Here is a 16,475-nt window from a genome sequence, read left to right as displayed (position 1 = left end):
CTCAGATCACGTCGTCGGGGTCGTGGTCGCTCGCCATTCGCTCGGCTTCGGTGGCGTAGCGTTCCTGAAGCGCTTCGTCATCGACTGGCTGAAGGTCCGCTTCGGGCACCGACCGGGCGGCCGTCACGTCGAGGCGAAAGAGCATGTTCGCAGAGAGGTCCCGCTGGTGGTACCGGCCCCCGTCCGGCGTCGCGTAGACGAACGAGACGAGGTTCTCGTCGCCGTAGGAGCGTTCGACGAGCCAACACTGAACCGAATCCTCACTCATGGCCGGGCGTAGCGGGTGTACCGGTATGTATCTGACGTGCTCCGTGGAGCGAGCTATATCTAATTATGATGCAATTGTTCATAATGTTTTTATATCTATAATATAATTACTCAGCTATGCAACGAAGAGAATACCTTGCAGGAATCGGCGCAGCCACTGCAGCGACAGTCGTCGGCGTGCCATCGGTAGCCGCCCAGGAGGGCGACTTTACCGAAGTCGAGGCCTTCGAGACCGGTACCGGCGGAGCGCCCTACGGCCCTGATCAGTACACGCTGCCGACCGGCGGGGATTTTTACGAGGGCGTCTGGGACGTCGAGACGGTGACGCTGTACGAGTCGGACGAGCGGGTCCGCATCGAGTTCACGATGGCGGCCGACATCCAGAACAACTTCGACCTCGATCCGGTCTCTCACCAGTTCGTCCAGGTGTATATCAACTCACCTGAGGCCGACGGGCCCGAAGACCCCAACGGACGGACGGGCACGCACTTCGCGTTCGAGTCTCCGTATCACACTCGGGTCGTCGCACACGGGGAGGGACTGGCAGCGGTCGAGAGCGCGGACGGCGAGGAGGTCTCGGGAGACGTCGAGTACACACAGACCGCGTCGAACGCGGTCGCTGTCGACTTCCCACAGGAGGCAGTCGACTGGAACGACCAGGTCGCCTTCTCCGCGATCATGACGCCGTTCGACGGGTACGGAGACGGAAGCATTCGCGCAATCGAGCCCGAAGCCGCCGAGTACGTTATCGGGGGTGGAACCGCGGGAGCCAACAACCCGGCCGCCATGGATCTGTTGTTACCCGAGGGCGCGACCCGGGCGGACGTGCTGGCGAACACGCCCGAGACGACACCCCAGATACCGCTCGTGACTCTCGGCGACGAGGAACCGGATTCGACCGACGACGAAAACGTCAACGGCGACGAGAACGGATCGGAGAACGGCGACGAGAACGGATCGGAGAACGGCGACGAGAACGGTGACGGAGACGGGACGGAGAACGGCGACGAAAACGGCGACGAAAACGGAATGGAGAACGGGGCGGAGAACGGCGAAGAGAGCGACACCGAAGACGACGACGGTTCGCCAGGATTCGGCATCGGTGCGGCTATCGCTGGCGCGGCCGGCGGTGCGCTGGCCAGCAAGCGACTGGGCGGCGACACCGAGGAGGAGTAACGCGACAGCGCGAGAGCTCTTTTTTAATAGGTTGGAGGGCAACCGGCACGTCCAGCGGAGCGCTGGACGCGATTTTACGCCAGATCGTACTGCTCGCGGACGAGCGAGTCGAGGCCGCGCGCTTCGAGGCGGTCGAGCGGCGCGAGCATATCCAACTGGACGACGCCGGGAAGCCGACCGATCTGGACGCCGCCGGTGAACGTACACCGGGAGCGGACCTCGCCCTCGCTCATGTCGAGGAGGGTCCCGGCGCGGTCGAAGGCGTTCTCGGTGGCGTCGTTGATCGTCGCGCCGCTCCCGATCACCTGGATCGGCCCCATCTCCTCGTCGAGGTCGGTCTCGTACTCGGCGGCGAGGTCCCGGCCCGCGTCGAGTTCCGCCTCGGTGTAGGGCTGGCTAATGAAGGGTAGATCCTCGCGGTTCGGCAACAGCACCGGCCCGTCGATGCCCGCATCCTTGATCACCTCGACATCGATCTCGGTGCGCCCGCTCACGTCGGTCGTGTGCAGGGAGAGTTCGCCATCACCCTGGTTTGCGTGGAGGTCGCCGACGTAGATGCCGCCGCCCTCGATCTTGACCGGACAGATCAGCGTCGCCCCGGCGCGGACCTCTGGGACGTCCATGTGGCCGTCGGTCCGGGCGTCGAGGTCGCTCTCGTCGTCGAGGCCCCAGTCGTGGTCGGCCCCGATCAGGAACTGGCCGAAGTCGCCGGCGTTGTGCGAGTCCGGCAGTTCGACCGGCGGCGTCGTCCCGACGTTCCCGATAAACGGTCGAAGCCGACCGAGCGTCCCCGGAATCTCCGAGGGTTCGTAGAGCAGGATCGGGTGCTGACGGGAGTTCTCGGGGAGGTCCATCGCCTCCTCGGCCCGCTTGGCGAGGTCGTGTGCGCCCGACTCGTCGACGGTGATCCCGACGGTCCGGTCCTCGTCGAACGCGACGGTGTAGCCGAACTCGAAACCGAATGCGGAGGCGTTCGCGCCACACTCCGCACACCGGATCGCGTCCTCGCCAGTGCCCTCGACGACGCTGTCGGGCCACTCGGTGCCACACTCGGGACAGCGGTGGTCGACGAACGGGTCGCTCCCGAACGCCTCCTCGCGCTCGCGCATCGATCCGGTGCTCGTCGCAACGCTGGTCACGTCGATATCCCTGATCCGGAGCGCGATGGCGTCGCCCACCTCTGCGTTCTCGACCCGTATTGGCCGAGTGACCTCGTGGCCGCCGCGGAACCCGGGCGTGATCATCGGGCCCCAGCACGCCGGCGGCGTGTGGGTCGTAATCGTTCCGCCGTCGGCGACCGTGCCGGCCCACTCCTGCTCTGGGCCGACCAGTCCGAGCGTGTACTGATCGACATGTAACTCCTCGTGGATCTCTTGGGATGCCATTGCATACCGAACTACGACGCCACCGATAATAACGGATATAGTTTCAAAGATGACACTCGGGCCGGGGAGCGCTCTCTTACTCGTCCGGTTCGACGAGGCTGACCGCGTCGCTGTCGCTCCGGATCTCTATCTCGTGACGCGTGTGTCGTGCGTGGGTCTCCGCCCAGCGCCGAACACCGTGCTCGGAGAGACGCTCCTCGCCGGCGGGACACTGCCGGCAGTCCGCGCGCCAGGTCGCGACGCCATCGGGGAAATGCCCGGTATGCCGCATATGATCGAGCGCGAACTGTTCGACGGCCTGATTGCCGACGCCCAGTTCGTCGAGTTCGAAGGCGAGGTCCCACTCGCGACCACAGCGTGAACAGGCGAGCGTCGGCGTGTCGTCGATCTCCTCGGGAGCAGTCATACCCCGCCGTACGTGTCGGATGCCCTTCACAGCCCGGATCCTGCTCGCATCACAAGTATCACAAGCCGACACCTCGAAGCGCCGAACAGTTGTGACCGCCCGGGAATCGACGGCCGACGGCGCGACGAGAACCGATCCGCGAGTCGTCCTGATCACGGGTGCTGGCTCGGGCATCGGCGCAGCGACGGCCATCGCCTTCGCCGACCGGGGCTGGACGGTGTACGCGACGGACGTCGAGACGCCGCTGCCCGCGCCGGTGGCCGACCGCTGTCGCACCCGCCAACTGGACGTGGCCGACGCCGAGCAGTGCCAGACGGTCGTCGAAGCGATCACCGCCGAGACCGGACGCATCGACGCGCTGGTGAACAACGCCGGCTACGCCGTATCGGGTCCGGTCGAGGACGTCCCCGTCGAGGAGGTACGAGACGAGTTCGACGTGCTCGTCCACGGCGTCCACCGGCTGGTCAGGCTGGTCCTACCCGGCATGCGCGAGCGCGGCGAGGGACGGATCATCAACGTCTCCAGCGTCCTCGGACTGTCGGCCTATCAGGGGCTGGGAGGCTACGCCGCGGGCAAGGCCGCGCTGGAGGCGCTGACCGACTCCCTCCGACTGGAGCTACGCGGGACAGGCGTCGACGTCGCGCTCGTCGAACCGCCGTGGGTGGATACCGACTTCGACGAGCAGGCCCGCGAGCGACTCGCCGACCTCGACCGTACCGGGGCGTACGCCGAGAGCTACGCAGCCCTCGAAGAGGGGTGGGCGCTGGACGGCGGCCCGCTCGCTATCTCCCCGGCGACTGTCGCAGCGACGGTCGTCGATGCCGCAAGCGATCCGTCGCCCAGAGCGCGATATCCGGTCGGGTCGGTGGCGACGTTCATCCGGTGGGCACACTGGCTACCCGCGTCGGTACAGGATCCGATACGAGATGCGTTCGGGTGGGCAACGGTCCGGATACAGCGGCTCGACGCACGGCTCCGGCAGTGGCTGTCCGGGTGAGCGGAACACGCAGATTTTTGTCCGTGGGACACGCTTGACTGGCTATGAACTATCGGGAGGTCGAGACGACGGGGGAGTACCTCGCGAGTCTGGAACACGGCGCGGACTGGCGCGAGGAGATCGAAGCCCTCGCCGAGTCGGTCGACGCCGACGCGGCGTGGTTTACGGCGCTGGGTGCGGTTCAGGACGCCGAACTGTGGTTCTACGATCAGGCCGAGACCGAGTACTACCCGGTGCAGTTCGACGAACCGCTGGAGGTCGCTAGCTGCGTCGGGAACGTCTCCCTGCTGGACGAGGAGCGGTTCGCCCACACGCACGCCGTCCTTTCTCGCCCGAGCGGGCAGGCGCTCGCCGGCCATCTGGACGGCGGGACCGTCTGGGCGGGCGAGGTGTATCTGCGGGTGTTCGAGGAACCGCTGGTGCGGGAACACGACGACGAGACCGATCTGGATCTCTGGTTATAGATGCGGGAGGAAGACGAGCGCTACTTCGGCCGGCTTGAAGACGAACTCGACGTGGCGATGGACGTCGCGAGCGAGGCCAAAGCGCGCGGTGGCGACCCCAAACCGGAAGTCGAGATTCCGATCGCCAAGGACATGGCCGACCGGGTCGAGAACATCCTCGGAATCGACGGCGTCGCCGAGCGCGTCCGCGACCTCGAAGGCGAGATGAGCCGCGAGGAGGCCGCGCTAGAACTGGTAACCGACTTCGTCGAGGGGCGGGTCGGCGACTACGAGTCTCGGGAGGGGAAGATCGAAGGCGCGGTCCGGACGGCAGTCGCCCTGCTGACCGAGGGCGTCGTCGCGGCACCGATCGAGGGGATCGACCGGGTCGAACTCAACGAGAACGACGACGGCACCGAGTTCGTCGCGGTCTACTACGCCGGGCCGATCCGCTCGGCCGGCGGGACCGCACAGGCGCTCTCCGTGCTCGTCGCTGACTACGCCCGGGCGCTGCTTGACGTCGACGAGTTCAGAGCCAGAGACCAGGAGGTCGAGCGCTACGCCGAGGAGGTCGGCCTCTACGACAAGGAGACCGGCCTGCAGTACTCGCCGAAGGACAAGGAGACGAAGTTCATCACGCGGAACTGCCCGATCATGCTCGACGGCGAGGCGACCGGCGAGGAGGAAGTCTCGGGCTTTCGGGATCTCGAACGGATCGAGACCAACAGCCCCCGCGGCGGGATGTGTCTCGTCCTCGCGGAGGGAATCGCGCTCAAAGCGCCGAAGATCAAGCGCTACACGCGGAACCTGGAGGAGGTCGACTGGCCCTGGCTCGACGACCTCATCGACGGAACGATCGGCGATTCTGACGAGGAAGACGACGCCGGGGACGAGAGCGAAAGCGGCGAGCACACCGATGACGAGGGAGACGAGGCCGGCGACGAACCCGCAGAGCGAGAGGGGCCGCCGCGGGTCGACTCCAGCAAGAAGTTCCTGCGGGACCTGATCGCCGGGCGACCCGTCTTCTCGCATCCCAGCGAGACCGGCGGCTTTCGCCTCCACTACGGTCGGTCGCGCAACCACGGCTTCGCGACGGCGGGCGTCCATCCCGCGACGATGCATCTGGTCGACGACTTCCTCGCGACCGGCACGCAGATCAAGACCGAACTCCCCGGAAAGGCGGCGGGTGTCGTCCCCGTCGACAGCATCGAGGGGCCGACAGTGCGCCTCGCCAACGGCGAGGTCCGCCAGATCGACGATCCGGCGGAGGCCCTCGAAATCAGAAACGGCGTCGAGAAGATCATCGACGTCGGCGAGTATCTGGTCAACTACGGCGAGTTCGTCGAGAACAACCACTCGCTCGCGCCCGCAGGCTACACCTTTGAGTGGTGGATTCAGGAGTTCGCCGAGACCGGGGTGGATGTTCAGGCGATGGAGGACTCGCCGGGCATCGACCTGCAGTCTCCCGGTCCGGACGAGGCCATCGAGTGGGCGACCGAGCACGATGCACCGCTCCACCCCGACCACACCTGTCTCTGGCACGACATCGACGTCGAGACGTTCGAGGCCGTCGTCGAGGCCGTCGAGAACGGAACGGTCGACGCCGACATCCCGGAGGTCGAACACAATAGCGTCGAACCGACCCACACCGACGTGCTCGTCCTGCCGCGCTCGGAGACGGTGCTGGAGGCCGTCGAGGCGCTCCTGCTGGAACACACTCAGACCGATACGACGCTGCGAGTTCCCGTCTGGCGGCCGTTCGTCCGCTCGCTCGGCTTCGCAGTCGACGGCGACCGGCTTACCCGAACCTGGGAGACACTCTCCGAGGACGCCCGGACGTGGCCCAACGCCGTCGACGCGGTCAACGAGGTCGCCCCCTTCGAGATCCGGGAGCGCTCGCCGACCCGCGTCGGCAACCGGATGGGCCGCCCGGAAAAGTCCGAGTCGCGCGAACTGAGCCCCGCCGTCCACACCCTCTTTCCCATCGGCGAGGCCGGCGGCGCCCAGCGTGACGTCTCCGCCGCGGCCAAACACGCCGACTCGATGACCGACACGCCCGGCGAGGTCGAAGTCCAGGTCGGCCGCCGGGAGTGTGCCGCGTGCGGCACGCACAGCTTCAAGACGCGCTGTCCCGACTGCGACGCCCGCACCGAGCCACACTACGAGTGTCCCGACTGCGAGACCCGACTCTACCCCGACGAGTCCGGACGGGTCCACTGCGATCACTGTGAGATCGACGGGACCTCCGTCGAAACGCGCATCGTCGACATTCACGCGGAGTACCGCGAGGCTCTCGAATCCGTCGGCGAGCGCGAGAACGCCTTCGAGATGCTCAAAGGGGTCAAAGGGCTCGCCTCGCACAACAAGACGCCGGAGCCGATGGAGAAAGGCGTCTTCCGCGCGAAACACGGCGTCTCCTCGTTCAAGGACGGCACCGTCCGCTACGACATGACGGACCTGCCGGTCACGTCGGTTCGCGCGAGCGAACTCGACATCACCGTCGATCAGCTTCGCGGCCTCGGCTACCACGAGGATATCCACGGCGACCTGCTCCAGCACGACGACCAGCTCGTCGAGCTGAAAGTCCAGGACGTCGTGCTTTCGGACGGCGCGGCCGAGCACATGCTCAAGACCGCGGACTTCGTCGACGACCTGCTGGAGAGCTACTACGGGCTCGACCCCTACTACGAGGTCGAGGAACGCCAGGAACTGGTCGGCGAACTCGTGTTCGGGATGGCCCCCCACACCAGCGCGGCGACGGTCGGACGCGTCATCGGCTTTACCAGCGCGGCAGTCGGCTATGCGCATCCGTTCTTCCACGCGGCGAAGCGGCGGAACTGTGACGGAGATGAAGATTGTGTAATGCTTCTCCTTGATGGACTTTTGAACTTTAGTATAACATATTTGCCAGACAAGCGCGGGGGGCGGATGGACGCCCCGCTGGTCATGTCTTCGAGGATCGACCCTACCGAAATCGACGACGAGGCGCACAACATGGACGTCGTCGAGCGGTACTCACTCGACTTCTACGAGGCGACCCGGGAGATGGCCGATCCGGAGTCGGTCGACGTCGAAATCGCCGAGGATACGCTCGGCACGGATCTCGAATACGCCGGCTTCGGCCACACGCACGACACCACGGACATCGCGCTCGGGCCGGATCTGTCGGCGTACAAAACGCTCGACTCGATGATGGACAAGATGAACGCCCAGCTAGAGCTATCGAGAAAGATCCGGGCCGTCGACGAAACCGACGTCGCAGAGCGGGTGATCGAGTACCACTTCCTGCCGGATCTGATCGGGAACCTCCGGGCCTTCTCCCGCCAGGAAACGCGCTGTCTGGACTGCGGCGAGAAGTACCGCCGGATGCCCCTGTCCCGCGAGTGTCGGGAGTGTGGCGGCCGGGTGAACCTCACCGTCCACGAGGGCTCCGTGAACAAGTACATGCAGACCGCGATCACGGTCGCCGACGAGTTCGGCACGCGCGATTACACGAAACAGCGACTGGAGGTGCTGGAGACGAAGCTAGAGAGCATCTTCGAGAACGACAACAACAAGCAGAGCGGTATTGCGGACTTCATGTGAACCGCTCGGAGTCCAGCCACGGGTCGCCCGGTCAGGCACTGGTATTTTATTCTGGCCGTCCAAGCCATGGACAATGTCGTTACTCGGGGGCTTTCTGGACTGGTTCGGCGAGCAGTCGATCGAGATGCAGGTGGGAACGACCGTCGCCCTGTTCGCGGCGCTGTTCGTCGCCGGACTGTACACGCTGGGACTCGTGCCGCTGGTGATCATCGTCGCCGTGCTGATCGACCACTGGGTGCGGGGCCAGGATGAACCGGCCTGATCGGGGCCTGCCGCGGAGCGATAGCTGACCGGGTCGGCGAGTCAGTCGTCTACGAGCACCCTGCGGCACGTTTTTTACCGCACCGTTCCTCGTTGTGGTGTGATCAGGGACGAATCCCACGGACAGGTATCGGTCCGCGCGGCCGTTGGCGGGCAGAGTCCGGGAACCGACTCGGTCGAGTCCGGCGGCGGGACCACTTCGGATGGTGAAGGGGTGTCGGAAGCTATCGGGACAGTCGGGAAGCGATTCGCCCCCGCAGCGACCGCGTCGTGGCGATGAGTACGGCCGACGAACTCGGTGCCAGAGCCAAGTCGCTGCTTGGCTACTCACGCTGGTGGCAAATCGCCGCCGCCGCAGTGATGATGGCGCTCGTGAGCCCCTACCAGTACGTCTGGTCCTCGCTCGAGGGGCCGCTTGCGGCCGAACTCAACGCTTCCCTGTCAGCGCTGGGGTTCGTGTTTACCCTGTTCGTCGTCGTGATGTCGCTCGTCCAGTTTCCCGCGGGGTGGTGGCGGGACCGCTACGGCCCGCGAACGGTGACGCTCACTGCCGGTGTTCTCGCCGGGGCGGGCTACGTCGCGCTGGCGTTCGCCACGGAACTCTGGCAGGTGTACATCGCCTACGGCGTGGGTGCAGTCGGTGTCGGCATGGTCTACACGGTGGCGGTCAACACCGCGCTCAAGTGGTTCCCCGACAAGCGCGGACTGACGACCGGCGTCGGCACGATGGCCTTCGCCGCCGGTAGCGCGGCGTTCGTCCCGTTCCTCCGGTACATGATCGGGGAGGGACGCCTGACGACTGCGCTCTGGAGCATGGGCGTTCTCATCGCCGTCGGCGTCGTGGTCGGCACCGTCATCCTCAAGGACCCGCCGGTGGGTTGGCACGCCGCTGATGACGGCGCGGCGGCCGCCGACGAGGAGGAGCAAGAGGGCACGTCTGCTGCCGACCCCGGTGACGCGGCCGAACGAGCACCGGACGGCGGCCAGTATCAGTACTCGTGGACAGAGATGATCCGGACCTGGCAGTTCTGGGTGATGTACTTCATGTTCGTGGCGGTGAGCGCGGCGGGCCTGATGATCACGGCTCGGAGCATCCTCTACGCGGAGCAGGCGGGACTCTCCGCGGGCGTCGCGACCGCCGCGGCGACCGTCCTCCCTGTCGCGTCCGGGGCGGGACGCCTCGTCGTCGGCGGGCTTTCGGATCGGTTCGACCGCGAGCGCGTGACGGCCATCTCCTTTCTCCTCTGTGGCGTCGGAACGATCGGCGTCGTCCTGCTCGCCGGGATCGAAAGCGGCGTCGGCTACGTCCTCACGGTCGCCATCGCCGTCTTCTTCTGGAGCTCTCAGTTCTCGCTGTTCCCCAGTATCGTCGGCGATTACTACGGTACGAAACACTCCTCGACGAACAACTCGCTGGTGTACTCGGGGAAGATCTGGGGCGGGATCTTCGGCGGCGGCGTCGTCGGCTGGCTGATCGGAGTCATCGGCTGGGAGGCCGCGTTCCTGCTCGGTGGGGGGCTAGCGCTGGCCGCGGGCGTCGCTGGCTTCCTCCTGCGGCCGCCGTAACGACGGTCAGTCGTCCGCGACGGTCGGGCTTGTCGCCGGTTCCGGACCGCTCCGGGCCGGTTCCTCGGTCGGCGTCCAACTGAGGTCCCTATCGTAGTGGAACGCACGGTGCTCGCGCTGGGGGTCGACAACTATCGAGGGCCGGTCGTTGTCAAGTAGTTCGGTGACCGGCGACGAAACCTACGTTTCCGGCTAGCGCCCACTTCGGATGCGTCTCCGCCCAGTCGACGGTGCGGCGCTCACCGTTCTCGATAGCGACTTGCCGGAACGATACAGCGCAAACCCCGCGGCCGACATGGTTTGATATAGCGGCATACAATATACGAATAGAGCGTGCAGCAAGCGCCGACAGAGGTAGGGAGCAGATCAGCAGGTGGAAGCCGATTCTGAGCAGCGGTATTCGTTTATAATGGATCATGTCGTATGCTACCGTATGAGTCAGCAAACCGAATCGGACGTGTCACTGGGGGCAGCCATCTACAACGACGATGGGACGAAACTGGGGACTGTCCGGGGGTTCGACGAGAGCGGGTTTTACGTCAGACTGAATCCCGATGCCGATGTCGACGCCGTCGAACGGCTTCGCTCGGGGCAGAGCTACGGCGAGATGAACCTGATGTGGCGCTGCTGGCAGTGTGGTGAGATCGGTAGCATCGATTCGATGCCCGAGGAATGCCCCTCCTGTGAGGCAGGGAAGGAGGAACTGTACTACTGGACCGAGGACTAGCTTTTTCGCTGTGGGACACCCCGTTCGGGTATGGAGATCGTCGTCTTCGGGGCAGGGAGCCTGGGAACGTTACTGGGAGGCCTACTCGCAACCGAACATCAAGTCACTCTGGTGGGGCGGGATCCACACGTTTCGACAGTACGCGACGACGGACTGTACATCGACGGGGAGTTTGACCACAGAGTGCACCCGGACGCGACGACTGACGGACGAGATCTGACTGCGGATCTCGTCGTCGTCGCCGTCAAAAGCTTCGATACCGAGCAGGCCGCGGGAACGCTCTCATCCGGGACGTTCGACGCCGTACTATCGGTACAGAACGGCATCGGAAACGAGGCTGTGCTCGAAGAATATCTGGATTGCCCGGTCCTCGCCGGCACGGCGACGTACGGTGCACGACTCGAAGCCCCGGGACACGTGGCGTGTACAGGAACAGGCACCGTAACAGTCGGCGCGGCCGCAGGCGGCGTCTCCCCACTCGCGGACGACGTCGCCGCCGCGTTCGACGCCGCCGATATCGATGCCACAGCGGTGGCGGATATGCCCAGACGGCTCTGGCAGAAACTCGCGGTCAACGCCGGTATCAACCCGATTACGGCGCTCTCACGGGTGCAAAACGGGGTACTCGGCGAGGGGTCGACGAATCGGCTCGCCCGCCGCGCCGCCACCGAAACGGCCCGGGTCGCCAGAGCGGAAGCGGTCGAACTCGCAGACGAACGCGCAGTCGGCGCTATCGAGAAAGTGATCGACGGGACCGCGAACAACCGCTCTTCGATGTATCAGGACGTCGTCGCGGGTCGACGGACGGAGATCGATGCGATCAACGGCGCAGTGGTCGACCGTGCGGACGAACACGGGGTCAACGTGCCGGTCAACGTAACGCTCGCGACGCTCGTTCGGTCGTGGGAGCGAGAAAACGGGGGCCGGTAAGTATCAGAACGGGGCCTGTGGGCCTTCGTCAGCGTCGTCGTCGCTGGATTCACCGGGGAACGACGGGCTCATACCGCCTTCGCCGCCGTGACCGGCAGATTCGCCTGTTCCGGCGTGGACCTTCTCGACTTCCGGAATCTCCTTGACCATGCGGCTTTTGATCGCCTGAATCGTCATCGGAGAGATACCACAGCCACTGCACGCGCCGCCAAGCTGGATATCGACTTCGCCGGTCTCTCGGTCGATGTTCTGAATCGCTGCGCTGCCGCCGTGCATCTGTATCTGTGGGAAGTTCCGTCGCAGGAAGTTCGCAATACGCTCTTCAAGGTCGTCCCCCTCGGCTGTCTCGGTACTCATAGAGACCAGTTGGGCGCGACCGTCCTTAGACCTTTGGTCTCCGGTTGCCCCGGATCGGCCGAACGGCCGTCTCGGAACGGTTTACTCGCTCTGCAGGCCGAACACGCGCTGTAGTTCGGCCTCGATCTCGTCGAGGTAGATCTCGAGGGTCTTTTCTAGCTTCTCGTCGTCGACGACGATGGCACTCACACGCTCTGTCGGGTTCTCGGGGAGTTCGATGCGGAAACCGCCGTCCTCGTAGAACGGTTCGCTCTCGTTGAGCACCTGCTGATCGATGGCGTGGATTAGCTCCGAGTCGTAGGCGTCGTTCATCGTCTCGAAGGCGTTCTTGTAGGCTCGCTGGAGTTCGGGGAAGTAGTTGGCATACTTGTCCTCGAACTTTTCGGGGTCGAACTCAGTCATATCCGGGGTAAGGAGGCTTGTACACAAAAGTAGGCCGGAAACGAGGCAGGTGGTATCCTGTGCGAGCGATATATCCGCCCGGCGGCCTAGAAATGGCGTATGGGAGAGAAGCAGGCGACCAGACGGTGGTTCCTGTCGGCGACGGGCGTGGCTCTTGTCACTGCGAGTGCGGGATGTATGGACACGTCGGACTCGGACGAGGAGCAGAACGGGGGAGAATCGTCACTGAACCACTCGGATGAATCCGACGTCGACAGCCCGTATACACAGGTCTACGAGGCGGTGATCGACTCCGTCGTCCTTGTACAGGTCACGGGGTCGGAGTTCGGTCAGGGCGAGGGAACGGGCTTCGTCTACGAGGACGGCTATCTGATAACGAACAACCACGTCGCGGCCGGTGCCGAGGAGATCAACGTCCAGTTCAACGGCGGCGAGTGGCGTCCCGCCTCGGTGGTTGGGACCGACCAGTACAGCGATCTTGCGGTGCTCGAGGTCGACGATCCACCGGAATCGGCGACGTCGCTCTCGCTATCGGAATCCGACGCAGTCGTCGGACAGGAAGTGGTCGCAATCGGCAACCCGCTTGGACTCGACGCCTCCGTTTCACGGGGTATCGTAAGCGGCGTCAACCGCTCGCTCCCGAGTCCGACAAACTTCAACATCCCGGACGCCATCCAGACCGACGCCGCGGTAAACCCCGGTAACAGCGGGGGGCCGATGGTCAATCTCGACGGCGGCGTCGAGGGCGTGATTTTCGCCGGAGGCGGAGATAACATCGGGTTTGCCATCTCTGCGGCGCTGGCCCGGCGTGTCGTCCCGGCGCTCGTCGAGACGGGCGAGTACGAGCATCCGTATCTCGGGATACGGTTCTTGCCGGTAACCCCGGCAATCGCCGAGGCGAACAACCTCGACGAAGCGCAGGGCGTACTGATCGCGGGCGTCGAACCCGGCGGACCGGCCGACGGCAAACTCCAGACGGGCACCGGACCAGCGAACATGGAGGGCGACGTAGTCGTCGCAGTCGACGGAGAAGAGATCCAGGACGGGAACTCGTTTTCGTCGTATCTGGCGCTCGAAGCGAGCCCCGGGGAGACCATCTCGATGACGGTGATCCGCGATGGCGCCGAGCAGTCGATATCGGTCACACCGGGATCCAGAAACGGCGCCTGACGGCGATACGGGCTATTTTCGACCGATCGGACCTGTGTTGGGAGTGACGGCTGTCAGAGGTGGTAAATCATATACCGCTATACGAAAACTCAGTCAGTCCGACGAACCAGCGGTGACCGTCGGCACATCGCCGAGACCGAGTCTGAGGAACGCAGGCAGCGTGACGATGGCGATCAGGACTTCCAGCCCACCGACGACGAAAAAGGCCAGCGGATAGCCGTACGCGCCGGCGATGGTACCACCCAGCAGGAATCCGGCGAAAAAGCCGACGCTACCGAAGAGATTGAACCCGGCCATCGCCGTCCCGCGGTCGATATCGCTCGCGACGTCGGTGACGAGCGCCATCGTCGCGGGCGCTAGCAACGCCCCGAGGACGCCGATGACGACCATTCCAGCGCCCGCGAACTCGACCCGCTCGACCAGGCCGATGGCTGCGATCCCCAGGCCGTACAGCGAGGAGCCAACGACGATGGGTATCGTCCGCCCGATCCGGTCCGAGAGCGCACCCATCGGATACTGTAGCAGGGCGAAGGGGGCGAAAAACAGCGCGAGCATAATCCCGCTCTCGCCGGGCGAAAGGTCGAACGCCGACTCGAAGTAAGCAACGCCGACGAGCGCGAAGAAGCCGGCAGTCATGCGGTCGATCATGCCGAAGGCGTAGGGAATCGACAGCGTCGGCGTCCGCCGGATCGTCGCCAGGGCTTCGCGGGTACTCCGCCGTCCCTGCGGCGCCCGGTCCTCGACGAGCGTGACGAGCAGGCCGACGGCGGCCAGCAGGACGGTGGCGGCGTACAGCGGCGCGACCGGTGAAAGTTCGGTCAACTGGCCGCCGATCGGCGCGCCCATAGCGGTTCCGAGGCCGATAGCGATCCCTGCCGCGCCCATGTTCCGGCCGTGGCCGCCATCGAGATCCATCAGCATCGTAATCGCGAGCGAGAACGCACCGATAGTCGCCGCGCCCTGGACGACGCGCAGAATGAGGACGGTCTCGAACGAGGCAAGCGAGAGACGCGGCAGGAGGGCGAGTACGCCGTACCCGAGCGCACCGCCGAGCGCACCGACGACGATCCACGGCACCCGGCGTCCCGTCGCATCGCTCACCGCCCCCCAGATCCCGACAAAGAGGATGAACGCGGCGAACTCGGCGCCGAGAAACCACATCCGTGGCTGGAGGTCGGTCGTCGCGCCGAGCGTCGCGACGAGTCTGCCGAGACCAGGGTAGAGAAGCACCTGCGCGAGCAGGACGACGTAGATGACCGCCGCGAGCAGGACCCGTTCGCGTCGAGTCGAAGACACGCCGGAGTATTGGGGTGCGATCCGGTTACCTGTTGCGTTTCTGCCCGTCTCCGCTCCCCTATCGACAGTTCAGCGCCAGTAGGGAGCGAGGGTACACGACGACTCGATTCGTTCGACGACGAGAGTGTGGCATGCAAACAAGCGACAATATTTGCGAATATTGCCGTAACTCTGAGTTATAGGAGTGTAGAGATATATGCATACTACACATGACCGACCCGGACCTCCCGAAGTTTCGGACGCGGAGCCTCCACGCGGGGCAGTCGCCGGATTCGGCGACGCGCTCACGTGCTCCGCCGCTCTACCAGACGACCTCATACGTCTTCGACGACGCCGACCACGCCGCGGAGCTGTACGCACTCGACCGCGAGGAGGACATCTACTCCCGGATCAGCAACCCGACTGTCTCGATGCTGGAAGATCGGCTGGCTGATCTGGAAGGGGGGGCCGGGGCGGTGGCGACGGGTAGCGGGATGGCCGCGCTCGACGCCGCGACGCTCGTGCTGGCGTCGGTGGGCGATAACGTCGTCTGCTCGACGGATACCTACGGCGGGACGGCGGCCTATCTCTCGCATACGGCGCGACGGCGCGGCATCGACGTCGAGTTCGTTCCGACGCTCGACGTCGACGCCTACGAGGAAGCGATCGACGAGGACACCGCCTACGTCCACGTCGAGACGGTCGGGAACCCCTCGCTGGTGACGCCGGATCTAGAGGCGATCGCCGAAGTCGCACACGAGCACGATACGCCGCTGTTCGTCGACAACACCTTCGCGACGCCCGCGCTCTGTCGCCCGCTCGAACACGGTGCCGACCTGGTCTGGGAGTCGACAACCAAGTGGATCCACGGGTCGGGAACGACGATTGGGGGGGTGCTCGTCGAGGACGGGGAGTTCGACTGGGCGGCCGGCGGCTACGAGGAGATTGCGGGCCAGAACGAGGCCTACCACGACACGGACTTCACGCGCGATTTCCCCGACGCCCCGTTTTCGGCCGCGGTCAGATACCGCTCGCTGCGCAGTCTGGGCAACCAGCAGAAACCGTTCGACGCCTGGGAGACCCTGCAGGGACTCGAAACGCTGCCGATCCGGATGGAGAAACACTGTGAGAACGCCGCAATCGTCGCGGAGTATCTCGACGACCACGACGACGTCGCGTGGGTCTCCTACCCCGGACTGGAGAGCCACGAGACGCATGGGAACGCAAACAAGTACTTGCAGGGAGGATACGGTGGCATGGTCGCGTTTGGACTCGAAGACGGCTACACCGCCGGCAAGCGCTTTTGCGAGGAGACCGAACTGGCGAGTTTCCTGGCGAACATCGGCGACGCGAAGACGCTGGTGATCCACCCGGCGAGCACGACCCACGGGCAGTTGACGCCCGAAGAACAGAAAGAGGCCGGCGTGACGCCGGATCTGGTGCGCCTGTCGGTCGGCATCGAGGACCCGGCGGACATCCTCGCGGACGTCGAACACGCCATCCAGGAGGCGACAGCGAAATGACGAGG

Annotated in this window: 18 protein-coding genes; 11 read left to right on the top strand and 7 right to left on the bottom strand. The window is 65.0% G+C overall.

Translation table 11 applies throughout. The annotated features are described in order from the left end of the window. Position 1: 1 nt before the first annotated feature. Complete coding sequence (locus ACFQL3_RS17155) at positions 2–268, bottom strand: hypothetical protein (RefSeq protein WP_377056534.1); 267 nt, start codon at positions 266–268, stop codon at positions 2–4. Between the two features lie 116 nt (positions 269–384). Here ACFQL3_RS17155 and ACFQL3_RS17150 point away from each other — a divergent pair, with 116 nt between their 5' ends. Continuing rightward, positions 385–1,443: a glucodextranase DOMON-like domain-containing protein gene (locus tag ACFQL3_RS17150; RefSeq protein ID WP_377056532.1), complete on the top strand. Its 1,059-nt coding sequence runs from the start codon at positions 385–387 to the stop codon at positions 1,441–1,443. 74 nt (positions 1,444–1,517) lie between these two features. Here the strand turns inward: ACFQL3_RS17150 and ACFQL3_RS17145 are convergent, their stop codons facing one another. Beyond that, complete coding sequence (locus ACFQL3_RS17145) at positions 1,518–2,828, bottom strand: acetamidase/formamidase family protein (protein ID WP_377056530.1); 1,311 nt, start codon at positions 2,826–2,828, stop codon at positions 1,518–1,520. A gap of 76 nt (positions 2,829–2,904) precedes the next feature. Continuing rightward, positions 2,905–3,234 carry a hypothetical protein gene (locus ACFQL3_RS17140; protein WP_377056528.1) on the bottom strand — a complete coding sequence of 110 codons (330 nt, stop codon included), beginning with the start codon at positions 3,232–3,234 and terminating at the stop codon, positions 2,905–2,907. Between the two features lie 19 nt (positions 3,235–3,253). Here ACFQL3_RS17140 and ACFQL3_RS17135 point away from each other — a divergent pair, with 19 nt between their 5' ends. The 6 genes from ACFQL3_RS17135 (at position 3,254) to ACFQL3_RS17110 (ending at position 10,086) form a co-directional block, all read left to right on the top strand. Beyond that, positions 3,254–4,231, top strand: a complete 978-nt coding sequence (locus tag ACFQL3_RS17135) for an SDR family oxidoreductase (RefSeq protein WP_377056526.1) — start codon at positions 3,254–3,256, stop codon at positions 4,229–4,231. Positions 4,232–4,275: 44 nt separating this feature from the next. Beyond that, complete coding sequence (locus tag ACFQL3_RS17130) at positions 4,276–4,695, top strand: PPC domain-containing DNA-binding protein (protein WP_377056524.1); 420 nt, start codon at positions 4,276–4,278, stop codon at positions 4,693–4,695. Next, entirely contained in the window at positions 4,696–8,259 is a 3,564-nt protein-coding gene (locus ACFQL3_RS17125; RefSeq protein WP_377056522.1) for a DNA polymerase II large subunit, read from the top strand. A gap of 73 nt (positions 8,260–8,332) precedes the next feature. After that, the gene (locus tag ACFQL3_RS17120) at positions 8,333–8,521 is read left to right on the top strand and encodes a hypothetical protein (RefSeq protein WP_377056520.1); all 189 of its coding nucleotides are present in this window, start codon (positions 8,333–8,335) and stop codon (positions 8,519–8,521) included. Positions 8,522–8,620: 99 nt separating this feature from the next. Next, complete coding sequence (locus tag ACFQL3_RS17115; protein WP_377056518.1) at positions 8,621–8,800, top strand: hypothetical protein; 180 nt, start codon at positions 8,621–8,623, stop codon at positions 8,798–8,800. After that, positions 8,797–10,086 carry an MFS transporter gene (locus ACFQL3_RS17110; RefSeq protein WP_377056516.1) on the top strand — a complete coding sequence of 430 codons (1,290 nt, stop codon included), beginning with the start codon at positions 8,797–8,799 and terminating at the stop codon, positions 10,084–10,086. Before ACFQL3_RS17115 ends, ACFQL3_RS17110 begins: the two co-directional genes overlap by 4 nt. 151 nt (positions 10,087–10,237) lie before the next feature. On the opposite strand, the gene ACFQL3_RS17105 is transcribed toward ACFQL3_RS17110, so the two are convergent. After that, positions 10,238–10,504: a putative inorganic carbon transporter subunit DabA gene (locus tag ACFQL3_RS17105; protein WP_377056514.1), complete on the bottom strand. Its 267-nt coding sequence runs from the start codon at positions 10,502–10,504 to the stop codon at positions 10,238–10,240. A gap of 15 nt (positions 10,505–10,519) precedes the next feature. On the opposite strand from ACFQL3_RS17105, the gene ACFQL3_RS17100 reads away from it, so the two are divergent. Together ACFQL3_RS17100 and ACFQL3_RS17095 are read left to right on the top strand one after the other, a co-directional pair. After that, positions 10,520–10,813, top strand: coding sequence for a DUF7130 family rubredoxin-like protein (locus ACFQL3_RS17100; RefSeq protein ID WP_377056512.1), 294 nt, complete (start codon positions 10,520–10,522; stop codon positions 10,811–10,813). Between the two features lie 30 nt (positions 10,814–10,843). Next, complete coding sequence (locus ACFQL3_RS17095) at positions 10,844–11,743, top strand: ketopantoate reductase family protein (protein ID WP_377056510.1); 900 nt, start codon at positions 10,844–10,846, stop codon at positions 11,741–11,743. A 3-nt stretch (positions 11,744–11,746) separates the two neighbouring features. On the opposite strand, the gene ACFQL3_RS17090 is transcribed toward ACFQL3_RS17095, so the two are convergent. Both ACFQL3_RS17090 and ACFQL3_RS17085 read right to left on the bottom strand, forming a co-directional pair. Continuing rightward, positions 11,747–12,100: a NifU family protein gene (locus ACFQL3_RS17090; RefSeq protein ID WP_377056508.1), complete on the bottom strand. Its 354-nt coding sequence runs from the start codon at positions 12,098–12,100 to the stop codon at positions 11,747–11,749. Positions 12,101–12,181: 81 nt separating this feature from the next. Further along, the gene (locus ACFQL3_RS17085; RefSeq protein WP_377056506.1) at positions 12,182–12,502 is read right to left on the bottom strand and encodes a DUF5783 family protein; all 321 of its coding nucleotides are present in this window, start codon (positions 12,500–12,502) and stop codon (positions 12,182–12,184) included. 99 nt (positions 12,503–12,601) lie between these two features. On the opposite strand from ACFQL3_RS17085, the gene ACFQL3_RS17080 reads away from it, so the two are divergent. Further along, positions 12,602–13,672: a S1C family serine protease gene (locus ACFQL3_RS17080; protein ID WP_377056504.1), complete on the top strand. Its 1,071-nt coding sequence runs from the start codon at positions 12,602–12,604 to the stop codon at positions 13,670–13,672. A 93-nt stretch (positions 13,673–13,765) separates the two neighbouring features. On the opposite strand, the gene ACFQL3_RS17075 is transcribed toward ACFQL3_RS17080, so the two are convergent. Continuing rightward, positions 13,766–14,968, bottom strand: a complete 1,203-nt coding sequence (locus ACFQL3_RS17075; RefSeq protein ID WP_377056502.1) for an MFS transporter — start codon at positions 14,966–14,968, stop codon at positions 13,766–13,768. Between the two features lie 209 nt (positions 14,969–15,177). On the opposite strand from ACFQL3_RS17075, the gene ACFQL3_RS17070 reads away from it, so the two are divergent. After that, positions 15,178–16,470, top strand: a complete 1,293-nt coding sequence (locus ACFQL3_RS17070) for an O-acetylhomoserine aminocarboxypropyltransferase/cysteine synthase family protein (RefSeq protein ID WP_377056500.1) — start codon at positions 15,178–15,180, stop codon at positions 16,468–16,470. Positions 16,471–16,475 lie beyond the last annotated feature (5 nt).

It is taken from the genome of Natronoarchaeum sp. GCM10025321, from assembly GCF_042663585.1.
GTDB lineage: Archaea > Halobacteriota > Halobacteria > Halobacteriales > Natronoarchaeaceae > Natranaeroarchaeum.
This window is presented reverse-complemented; position numbering and strand designations above follow the sequence as displayed.